Origin of the sequence: Candidatus Afararchaeum irisae (assembly GCA_034190545.1) — an archaeon.
Classification (GTDB): Archaea; Halobacteriota; Halobacteria; order Halobacteriales; family Afararchaeaceae; genus Afararchaeum; species Afararchaeum irisae.
Genome location: JAXIOF010000062.1, coordinates 24,879 through 34,814, shown reverse-complemented (window position 1 = coordinate 34,814; position 9,936 = coordinate 24,879). Strand labels below are relative to the sequence as shown.

13 protein-coding genes are annotated in these 9,936 nt (G+C 57.8%); 7 read left to right on the top strand and 6 right to left on the bottom strand.

The window, feature by feature from the left end:
* Window positions 1–165: 165 nt before the first annotated feature.
* From SV253_07800 to SV253_07785, 4 genes are read right to left on the bottom strand one after another with little or no spacing between them, the layout of a single operon-like run.
* The gene (locus tag SV253_07800) at window positions 166–807 is read right to left on the bottom strand and encodes a class I SAM-dependent methyltransferase (protein MDY6775960.1); all 642 of its coding nucleotides are present in this window, start codon (window positions 805–807) and stop codon (window positions 166–168) included.
* Between the two features lie 6 nt (window positions 808–813).
* Window positions 814–1,116, bottom strand: a complete 303-nt coding sequence (locus tag SV253_07795; GenBank protein MDY6775959.1) for a hypothetical protein — start codon at window positions 1,114–1,116, stop codon at window positions 814–816.
* Between the two features lie 43 nt (window positions 1,117–1,159).
* A complete protein-coding gene (locus SV253_07790; protein MDY6775958.1) occupies window positions 1,160–1,501 on the bottom strand; it encodes a hypothetical protein in 342 nt (113 codons plus the stop codon).
* Window positions 1,498–1,821, bottom strand: coding sequence for a helix-turn-helix domain-containing protein (locus tag SV253_07785; GenBank protein MDY6775957.1), 324 nt, complete (start codon window positions 1,819–1,821; stop codon window positions 1,498–1,500). Before SV253_07785 ends, SV253_07790 begins: the two co-directional genes overlap by 4 nt.
* A 104-nt stretch (window positions 1,822–1,925) precedes the next feature.
* Here SV253_07785 and SV253_07780 point away from each other — a divergent pair, with 104 nt between their 5' ends.
* Genes SV253_07780 through SV253_07770 form a run of 3 tightly spaced genes read left to right on the top strand, consistent with a single transcriptional unit; the run spans window position 1,926 to window position 3,384 of the window.
* Window positions 1,926–2,294, top strand: coding sequence for a hypothetical protein (locus tag SV253_07780; protein MDY6775956.1), 369 nt, complete (start codon window positions 1,926–1,928; stop codon window positions 2,292–2,294).
* 31 nt (window positions 2,295–2,325) lie between these two features.
* On the top strand, window positions 2,326–2,619 hold the full coding sequence (locus SV253_07775; protein ID MDY6775955.1) for a hypothetical protein: 294 nt from the start codon (window positions 2,326–2,328) through the stop codon (window positions 2,617–2,619).
* Complete coding sequence (locus SV253_07770) at window positions 2,620–3,384, top strand: biotin/lipoate A/B protein ligase family protein (GenBank protein MDY6775954.1); 765 nt, start codon at window positions 2,620–2,622, stop codon at window positions 3,382–3,384.
* On the opposite strand, the gene lipA is transcribed toward SV253_07770, so the two are convergent.
* Window positions 3,374–4,291, bottom strand: coding sequence for a lipoyl synthase (gene lipA, locus SV253_07765; protein ID MDY6775953.1), 918 nt, complete (start codon window positions 4,289–4,291; stop codon window positions 3,374–3,376). The genes SV253_07770 and lipA overlap by 11 nt on opposite strands.
* Before the next feature lie 59 nt (window positions 4,292–4,350).
* Window positions 4,351–4,950 carry a nitroreductase family protein gene (locus SV253_07760; GenBank protein ID MDY6775952.1) on the bottom strand — a complete coding sequence of 200 codons (600 nt, stop codon included), beginning with the start codon at window positions 4,948–4,950 and terminating at the stop codon, window positions 4,351–4,353.
* Between the two features lie 86 nt (window positions 4,951–5,036).
* Between SV253_07760 and pdhA the strand changes: the two genes are divergently transcribed.
* Genes pdhA through lpdA form a run of 4 tightly spaced genes read left to right on the top strand, consistent with a single transcriptional unit; the run spans window position 5,037 to window position 9,898 of the window.
* The gene (pdhA, locus tag SV253_07755) at window positions 5,037–6,104 is read left to right on the top strand and encodes a pyruvate dehydrogenase (acetyl-transferring) E1 component subunit alpha (protein ID MDY6775951.1); all 1,068 of its coding nucleotides are present in this window, start codon (window positions 5,037–5,039) and stop codon (window positions 6,102–6,104) included.
* Window positions 6,101–7,126 carry an alpha-ketoacid dehydrogenase subunit beta gene (locus SV253_07750; GenBank protein MDY6775950.1) on the top strand — a complete coding sequence of 342 codons (1,026 nt, stop codon included), beginning with the start codon at window positions 6,101–6,103 and terminating at the stop codon, window positions 7,124–7,126. The genes pdhA and SV253_07750 overlap by 4 nt, the downstream gene beginning before the upstream one ends.
* A 17-nt stretch (window positions 7,127–7,143) precedes the next feature.
* Complete coding sequence (locus SV253_07745) at window positions 7,144–8,478, top strand: dihydrolipoamide acetyltransferase family protein (protein MDY6775949.1); 1,335 nt, start codon at window positions 7,144–7,146, stop codon at window positions 8,476–8,478.
* Window position 8,479: 1 nt separating this feature from the next.
* Window positions 8,480–9,898 (top strand): dihydrolipoyl dehydrogenase, encoded by a 1,419-nt coding sequence (lpdA, locus tag SV253_07740; GenBank protein ID MDY6775948.1) that lies wholly within the window; start codon window positions 8,480–8,482, stop codon window positions 9,896–9,898.
* Window positions 9,899–9,936: the final 38 nt, after the last annotated feature.

Sequence of the window (9,936 nt, the reverse complement as noted above, 5' to 3'; positions counted from 1 at the left end):
TGGAGTTAATCGAGTTCAGAAAAAAGTGTTGGTGGAGGATGGGACGCGTTCCTCCTCTCCCTACTGTGCTGCTTGAGAGCCTGAGCTCTCTGCGCTGCTCGTTGAGGAAGGGGGCTCCGCGCTATCTTGTGCTGAAGGACTCATAGATATCTTGTCGGAACTAGACTAGTCGGCTACTCCTCTGAGAGCCACGAAAGACGCGTCGCCGTATCCTTCTTCGACGGTCTCGTCTTCATCTATCTCGCCGAGACCGTCGAAGAGCGTCTGTGCGAAGTCGAAATCTCCGAAGCCGGCGTCCTCAAGCTGTGAGACGACTTCGCGCGTAGACACGAAGTCAGCGTCGGCGTAGAACGGATTTTTGTCCTTCTTCTCCTCGTATTTCCCTCCGAGAGGACTCTCACGGTCTATGTATCCGAGGACGACAGCACCGCCGTCTCTCAGAACACGTCTCGTCTCCTCTAACGTCTCGGGAATGCTGTCGACGAAACAGACCGTCGTCACTATGAGACAGACGTCGAGGCTCGAACTCCGGAAAGGAAGGCTCTCGGCGACTCCCAAGACTGACTCTATACCTCTCGAACGCGCGACTGGGAGCATACTCCTCGAAGGATCGAGTCCGAGACCTATGCCGAGAGAGTCGGCGAACCTGCCCGTTCCGACACCGACTTCGAGTGCCCTGTCGGGATCGACATCGTCAGGCAGGACACGGCGGACTGCCTCTACCTCAGCGGCGTAAGCGTGGGGATGTCTCTCGAACCAGTCGTCGTAACGTTGGGTGTGTTCGTCGAAGGGATCTGTCTTAGGCATCTCAGGTTAAGACGAGAGTCTCCCGACGATGTACTCGATCTCGTCGCGCGTCTTCTCAGCCTCGTCGTCTTCTGCCTCCTCACGTATCTCCTCTAGCCGTGCGAGAATGTCGTAGACTACATCTTCTTGACCCTCTTCGAGAAGATGGTCGACGAATCCCGCGAGACAGTTCTTGTCTTCACGTCCGAGGCAGAAGTCGTGGAGCGTCTCGGCTTTCTCGACCTTCTCGTCGCGCTCGTCCTCGGGGGTCGTGAACTCGATCTCGTCTCTAATACTCTCGGTCAGACTCTCTTGGGATTCGGATCTCATAGTCGGTAGTTACGTGTCGAGGGCTTAACTCGTTTTCTCCTAGCTACTCTACTGAGACACCGAGATAACCGGCTGACTCCTTAGCAATTCTCTCAGTAGATGATTCGATAAGACTACCTTCCTTTTTCTCGATGTCGCTGTGGTTTATCGTGGCTACCGTCCACGGGTTCACGTAGCTTTCACGAGGTAGACCACCGTCTTCGAAATCATCTTTTGAGAGTGGGATAGCCACAGATCGTCGAGTCGTCGTAACAGCGACGAACAGACCTTCCTCGTCATTGAACGGGTGGCTACTGTCTGTGACACAGACGTAAGGTCGATAAGAGTTATCGGCAAAGAGGTCGGGTCCTTTCACCACGTCGCCACGGGTATACTTAGAACTCATTCCTCTGACTCTCCGTAGTAGTCGTCCGTTGTCGAAGTCGAACTCGCAGCCTCCTGTGCCGCAGCTGAGGCTAACCTATCGTCTTCTTCGACAGTCCAGTACTTCCCTCTATGACGGACGAGTCCTCTTTCTTCTAATCTTGAGAGGACAGCACCGACGCTACCACGTTTTATTCCCGTAGCTTTGTGGATCTCCTTCTGTGTAAACGCCTTGTCGTCGTTTTCAGCTAAGAATTTGAGGATTTCGTAGGGCTGTGTCCCCTCTTCGAGGTCTAAGACCTCCTCGGGCTCGTTCTCAAAACTGTCGATCCCTATTGGCATGTGTATGGATACGTAATAGACTGTAATAAGTACTGCGTCGGTTCTACAGAATTGGTAATGTCGTTATTAATATCCGTCTCCGAGACGAATCCGACACGAGACCAGTGACAGCCAACTCATACAACGGTATCGTCTTCGAGGGAGTCTGTACGAATATCTCGAACACAGTCTACGACGTCGAGACCGTACAGAAGGCAGTTGAGGAGTCCGAACTCCCGAGACGTTACGAGAACGTCGGTGTCCATCTCGGTCTGACGCTGATTCACAGAGGATGGATAGACGAGACGGAGTCGGGATACGAACTCTCCGACGGGTTCGACCTGGGAGAGGTCTCGGAAGACCTCGAACTCAGACTCGACGACGGCGACGTCGGCGAGGAAGAGTTCGCAAGCTTCGTGGGATTCGTCGAGTCAGTTATCGAGACCCTCACACGTGAGAAACCCGAGTCGCGGTCACAACGTCTTCGGGAGTGAACTTTTGTCGTTCGGTGGCGTAGAACGGATCATGTCAGTCTCGGAAGCCTCGAAGAAGGTCGACGGCGGGAAGTTCGTGAAAGTCAGGGTTACGGAGACCGAGGAAGGCGTCAGTGTCGAGATAGTCGGCGACTTCTTCGTCTATCCCGAGTCGGGGATCGGGACAGTCGAAAGCCAGGTCGAGAACTCTATCTCTACCGACGATGGAGACGGGATAGAGACGCGTCTGAGGCGACGTATCGACGACGAAAACATAGAGATGGTTGGGATAACAGCCGAGACAGTCGCCGAGACCGCCCTCGAAGCCTACGGAGGCGTCGAGTAGATGTCTGGGACGACAGAGGTGGACTGGCGTGTTCTTCGACACGGAGCCTCCGATGCCCCGACGAACATGGCGATAGACGAGGCTGTCTCGAAGGAGATACGTGACGGAAGATCGCCCCCCACTATCCGTATATACAGATGGGAGCCGTCGGCGGTCTCTGTCGGCTACTTCGGCTCGGTCGACGATGAGGTCGACACCGAGGCGTGCCGAGAGGACGGTATCGAGTTCGTGAGACGTAGAACAGGAGGCGGCGCGGTCTTCCACGACTCCGAGGGCGAGGTAACCTACAGCATAGCCGCGCCCGTCGAGAGATTCAGCGACGACATAACCGAGTCGTACAGGAGTATCTGTGGAGACGTCATAGAGGGTCTCGGGAGTCTCGGTATAGAGGCGGAGTTCGAGCCCGTCAACGACATAGTAGCCGACGGAAGGAAGATCTCGGGGAGCGCACAGACACGCCGCGAAGGTGTTTTACTCCAGCACGGCACCGTGCTCCACTCCGTGAATCCGAGGAAGATGTTCCGGTATCTCCAGCCCGATGTCGACAAGATCTCCGACAAACACGTCGACTCGGTCTACGACAGGGTGACCTCGGTGAGCCGTCGGGTCGATGTCTCGGTAGAAGAGACCTACGAGGCTGTAAAGTCGGGTCTCAGTCGAGGACGTGAGACCTACGAGGGGACTCTGACAGATGAGGAGGAGTCGCTCGCCGAGGAGACTGCCGAAGACAGGTACAGATCCGACGACTGGAACCTCATGAGATAGAACGCGGCTGTGTATCGGCGTCGCTGTCTCCGTTCACGGTATTTGAGACGAAGAGCTCGCCCGCCCTGTAACTGCTTCTCACGAAGGGTCCCGATGCCACGAATCTGAAGCCCTTTTCTTCGGCAACCTCGGCGTAGTAGTCGAATCTCTCTGGTGGAACATACTCCTCGATCTCGATGTGGTCGTCGGAAGGCGAGAGATACTGTCCGAGGGTGAGTATGTCGACCCCAGCGTCGAGTAGATCGTCCATCGTACCGAGAACCTCGTCGTCGGTCTCTCCGACACCCAGCATCAGTGACGACTTCGTGAAGATCTCTCGTGTCTCGTCGATCTCCTTCGCCTTCCTCAGAACGTCGAGCGACTGTCCGTACCCCGCTCTCGGGTCACGCACCTTCTCCTGGAGACGCTCGACTGTCTCGACGTTGTGGGCGAGGACTGTCGGCTTCTCGTCGATGACCTTCCTCAGGTCGTCCGTCGATCCCCCGAAGTCAGGTATCAGAGTCTCGACGAGAGCCCCCGTCTGTCTCACGCGTCGGACTGTCTCGGCGAACTGTGACGCCCCCGAGTCGGGGAGGTCGTCACGGTCGACCGAGGTTATTACGGCGTAGTCGAGACCTATCTCCTCGACGGCTTCGGCGACTCTCTGGGGCTCCGTGGGATCGAGGCTGTCACCCTCACCCGTCTTCACGTCACAGAATCCACAGCTTCTCGTACACGTGTCGCCGAGTATCATGAAGGTAGCAGTCCCCTCGTCGGACCAACATTCGTCTATGTTGGGACACGAAGCCTCCTCACAGACTGTCACGAGACCCTTCTCACGTAGCTTGCTCTTTATCCCCTCGAACTCTTGCCTGTCGGGGTTCCATCTCTGTCGGAGCCAGTCGGGCTTCCGGCTGTTAGGGGGCATCTACGCGGATATCGACTCTGAGACGGAAAAATCTATGCCCGGTCTGATCCGGTCTTATCTCAGTCTTCGAGACGTCCCTCGAAGACTGTCTCATCGAGTCCCTTCCTCCCGTTCGGGTGCTCGTTCTCGCGCAGATCCTCGGGAAGATCCTCAGCCGGACCGCGCTCTCCTATCGCGACCATAGCCTCGACCTCGTGCCCCTCGGGGGCGTCGACGAGTTTTTCCGCGGCGTCGTAGTCGAACCCCTGCATAGCGTGGACGACGAGACCACGTCTCGCGCCTTCGAGAGCAAGGTTCTGCCACGCTGATCCCGTGTCGAATGAGTGGGTACGTGAGTACTCGCCGTTGTAGTCGAAGGTCGTCTTCGAGAGTACCACGACGAGAACACCCGCGTCCTTCGCCCACGTCGTGTTGCCCTCCGAGAGTAGGTCGAGAAAGCCTTCCCAGTCGTCGCCGTCCCTCGTCGCGTAGACGAACCTCCACGGCTGATTATTGTAAGACGAGGGTGCCCATCTCGCCGCCTCGAAGACTCCCATCAGATCGTCGTCGTCGACCGTCTCGCCAGTCATCGAACGCGGCGACCACCTGTTGACGAAGATCGGGTCGATGTCGTACTCAGGCTGTCTGTGTTCGGCGACTTCGTCACGTATCTCTTCCATGTTGGGTCTTCGGCGAGCCAGTCCCCTAACCCTTTCGGCGACAGAATCGGCGACAGTATTAAGTCGCTAATATCTGTAATCCGGGTATGCCCCGAGAAAAGGTCGCTTCGTTCGAGATAGAGAGGTTAGAGGTACTCGACGAGGACGGTAACCTCGACGGGAGCCTTGAACCCGACCTCTCGGACGACGACCTCGTGAGTATGTACAAGACGATGAAGAGGGCGAGGGCTCTCGACGAGAGGGCTATCAAGCTACAGAGGAGAGGCGAGATAGGTACATTCGCACCCGCAATAGGACAGGAGGCGGCGCAGGTCGGCTCGGCGTACGCTCTCGAAGACGAAGACTGGATGGTTCCGTCTTTCCGGGAGAAGCCCGCCTTCCTCACACGTGGAGCACCTATGGAGGCTCTCCTGTGGTACGACGCAGGACTCGAAGAGGGTGCCGAGATACACGACAGAAACGACCTCCCTCCTGCTATTCCCGTCGCTTCCCAGACCGTCCACGCCGCAGGTATAGGATGGGCACAGGAGTTAGAAGACGACAACTCGGCTTCACTCGTCTACTTCGGCGACGGAGCGACCTCAGAGGGCGACTTCCACGAGGCTCTCAACTTCGCCAACGTCTTCGACGCCCATACCGTCTTCGTCTGCCAGAACAACCAGTACGCGATCTCTCTCCCGCGCGAGGAACAGACGAAGTCGGAGACACTCGCACAGAAGGCGGTGAGCGCGGGGGTCGAAGCCGTACAGGTCGACGGGAACGACCTCCTCGCAGTCTATAAAGCCACACGCGACGCACTCGAAAAGGCGAGACAGGGTAAGCCACAGATGGTAGAGGCAGTCACCTACCGTCTCTCGATGCACACGACGTCGGACGATCCGTCAGTATACAGGGACGAGGAGGAGGTCGAGAGATGGAAGCAGAGAGACCCTATAGACAGGATCGAGAAACTCCTGAGACGCCGAGACGTCTTGGACGACGCGACGGTAGACGGCATCGAGGAGGAGATAGACTCCGAGGTCGACGACGCTGTCGAGAGCCTGAAGCAGAAGAAGGCAGACGCAGATCCAGCCGACATCTACAGATACGTCTACGACGAGATCCCCGACGGACTGTTGAGACAGATGGAGGCGAGACAGGGGGTGGAAGAGTGACACAGACACAGACACAGACACAGACACAGAACCAGAACGGCGACGGGAACGACAGTAACAACGAGCTAAACCTCGTCGAGTCAGTGAGACAGACACTCCACGACGAGATGGGGCGTGACGAGACCGTCGTGGTATACGGAGAGGACGTCGGGGTCGACGGCGGAGTCTTCAGGACGACGAAGGGTCTCATCGAGGAGTACCCCGAACGTATATTCGACACTCCTCTCGCCGAGTCGGGTATCGTAGGGACGGCAGTCGGAATGGGAGTCTACGGAAAGAGACCCGTAGTCGAGATACAGTTCTCGGGATTTATACCACAGGCATTCCACCAGATAAAACAGCACGTCTCACGTCTCAGGTCGAGGTCGCGCGGGAGCTATAACTGTCCCATCACTATCAGAGCACCCTACGGCGGTGGAGTCCACGCACTTGAACACCACTCCGAGAGCTTCGAGGCTGCTTACTCACACATACCGGGTCTCAAGGTCGTGGTACCATCGAATCCCTCGGACGCCAAGGGTCTACTCACCTCGGCGATACGTGACCCCGACCCCGTTGTCTTCCTCGAACCCAAGAAGCTCTACAGGGCGTTCAGAGAAGACGTACCAGAGGGCGAGCACACGGTTCCGTTAGAGGAGGCGAGAGTCGTCTCAGAGGGCGACGATGTCAGTCTCGTAAGCTGGGGTGCGATGGTGAGAGAGAGTCTCAAGGCAGTCGACGAGGTCGAGGCGTCGGTCGAAGTCGTCGACCTCAGGACTGTCTCTCCTCTAGACGCCGAGACAGTCGTCGAGTCGGTCAAGAAGACGGGGAGATGCGTCGTAGTACAGGAGGCTCCGAGGACGCTCGGGGTATCGTCGGAGGTCGTCTCACGTATCAACGACGAGGCTCTCCTCTACCTCGAAGCCCCCGTCGAGAGAGTCACAGCACCCGACGTCCCGTATCCCTTCCCCGAGAGGGAGGGTGCGTATATGCCCGACAAGGAACAGATCGCCGAAGCAGTACGTCAGACAGCCGACTTCTAAAAATATAGTTAGATAACATGGTAACAGAGTTCGAGTTTCCCGACGTCGGAGAGGGCGTGACGGAAGGCACCCTACTCGAGTGGCAGGTCGACGAGGGCGACGCCGTCGAGGAAGACGACGTTCTCGCACAGGTCGAGACAGACAAAGCCGTAGTCGACGTACCTTCGCCGACGACCGGCACAGTCTCGGAGCTACACGCCGATCCCGGCGACGTCGTAAAGGTCGGCGAGGTCATAGTCACGATAAACGGCGACGAAGAGGACGAGGAGACGACCGAAGAAGCCACAGGAGAGACGGCTCCGAAAGACGAAGCCGAGGAAAAAGATACCGAAGAAGAAGAAGCCGAGGAACCCACAGACAAAGACGGCGAGTCGGAGCCGGAGAAAGAGCCGAAGACTACGAAGAAGACTCTCGCCGCGCCGTCGACACGTAAGCTCGCGCGTGAGAAGGGGATCGAGATAGACGAGATCGAGGGGACTGGTCCCGGAGGACGTGTCACTAAGGACGACGTGCGCAGCTTCGCCGAAACTGAGAGCGAAAAAGAAGTAGCCGAAGTGGTCGAGGAAGAAGAGCCCGAGACAGAGAAAGAAGAGGCTCCCGAGTTCTCGGGTCGGCGTTTCGAGCCCAAGGAGTACGACTTCGAGAGATGGGGTGACGTGGAGAGGACGCCTCTCTCGGGGACGAGACGGAGCATAGCCAACAGAACCTCGCGGTCGAAGTACACCGCCCCCCACGTCACAGCGACCGACGACGCCGACGTCTCGAAGCTCGTCGAGATACGTGAGAAGGAGAAACAGAAGGTCGAGGAGAAAGGCGTCCATCTCACCTACACGCCGTTCGTGGTCAAGGCAGTCGTCGCCGCACTCAAGGAGTACCCGCTCCTCAACGCGTCGATAGACGAGAAGACAGGCGAGATAGTCAAGAAGGACTACTACAACATCGGTATGGCGGTCGCCACCGACGACGGTCTCCTCGTGCCCAACATCAAGAACGCCGACGGCAAGACGGTGATCGAGATAGCGAGGGAGATAAACCAACTCGCAGAGAGGGCACGGAGCCGTGACCTCGAACTCGACGACATGAGAGGCGGCACCTTCACTATCTCGAACTGGGGTTCGATAGGGGGAAAGTACGGCACCCCCGTCATAAACTACCCCGAGGTCGGAATACTCGGAACCGGCGTCATAGACGACGAACCGGTCGTGGTCGACGGAGAGGTCGAGGTCAGAAAGATGATGCCGCTCTCGCTGTCGTTCGACCACCGTATAATCGATGGAGCCTACGCCGCCGACTTCATGAACGAGGTCATAGACCATCTCGAAGATCCCGACCTCCTACTAATAGAGGGATAAGATGGTAGTAGGTGAGTTCAGCATTGAGACCGAGTCGGTCGTGATCGGCGGTGGGCCGGCGGGATACCTCGCCGCAATACGTCTCTCACAGCTCGGGAACGAAGTGACTCTCGTTGAGAAGAGGAGGGATCTCGGAGGCGTCTGTCTCAATGAGGGCTGTATACCCTCGAAGTCACTGATACACGCCGCCGGCGTCTACCACGACTCCGTAAGCTCGTCGGAGATGGGGGTAGTAGCCGACGTGGAAGACGTCAGCCTCGACTTCGGAAGACTCCAGACGTGGAAGGACGGCGTCGTCGACCGTCTGACTTCGGGAGTCGAGTCACTCGAAGACGCGAACGGGGTCGACGTCCTGAGAGGCGAGGCGGTCTTCGACTCGGAGAACGAGGTTCGCGTGGTCGGCGACGAGGGCACCGACATAATCGAGTTCGAGAGCTGTGTAATAGCTACGGGATCGGAGCCCATCGAGGTGCCGAGCCTGCCGACTAGCCACGAGGGGGTCGTAGACGCGAAGGGCGCACTCGAACTCGAAGAGGTTCCAGACAGGCTCGCAGTAGTCGGAGGAGGCTACATAGGTACCGAGTTAGGCACGGCTTACGCGAAGCTCGGCTCCGAGGTTACCGTTATAGAGTCGCTCGACAGGATTCTGTCGAACGTGCCCGAAGACGTCGTCGAGCCCGTGAGACACAGAGCCGACGAGATCGGAGTCGAGATAAAGACGGACGCACGTGCAGAGGGTATAGAGACGAACGAGGACGGCTCGGTGACGTTATCCGTCTCAGTCGCCGACGACGAACGTGAGATAGAGGCGGACGTCGTACTGGTCGCAGTCGGAAGACAGCCGACCACCGCGGGACTACGTCTCGAAAAAGCAGGTGTTGAGACCGACGACGACGGCTACATACATGCCGACGATCAGATGAGGACGTCGAACCCGTCGGTATTCGCGGCGGGGGACGTCGCGGGCGAGCCACTTCTCGCACACAAGGCGTACCACGAGGCTAAGGTCGCCGCTGAGGTCATCTCGGGCGAGGCGTCGGCGGCGGAGTTCGTGGTTCCGTCGGTGATCTACACCGATCCTGAGATTGCCACCGTGGGTATGACCCAGGAAGACGCAGACGACAGAGGATACGATGTCGGAGTCGGCAGGTTCCCGTTCTCGGCGTCGGGACGCGCCCTAACTAAGGCGAGAGACAACGGCTTCGTGAAGGTCGTAGTTGACTCTGAGACAGAGGCGATACTCGGAGCACAGATGGTCGGCGACGGCGTCTCGGAGCTAATCTCGGAGGCGACACTAGCAGTCGAGATGGGTGCTCTCGTCTCCGACGTATCTATGACTGTACATCCACACCCCACGGTCTCGGAGGCATTCAGGGAAGCGTGTGAGGACGCCGTCGGCGAGTCTATACACAAGCCATGAGACAGAACAGAAACAGTTTTTCGCGTCACGTCTCGATA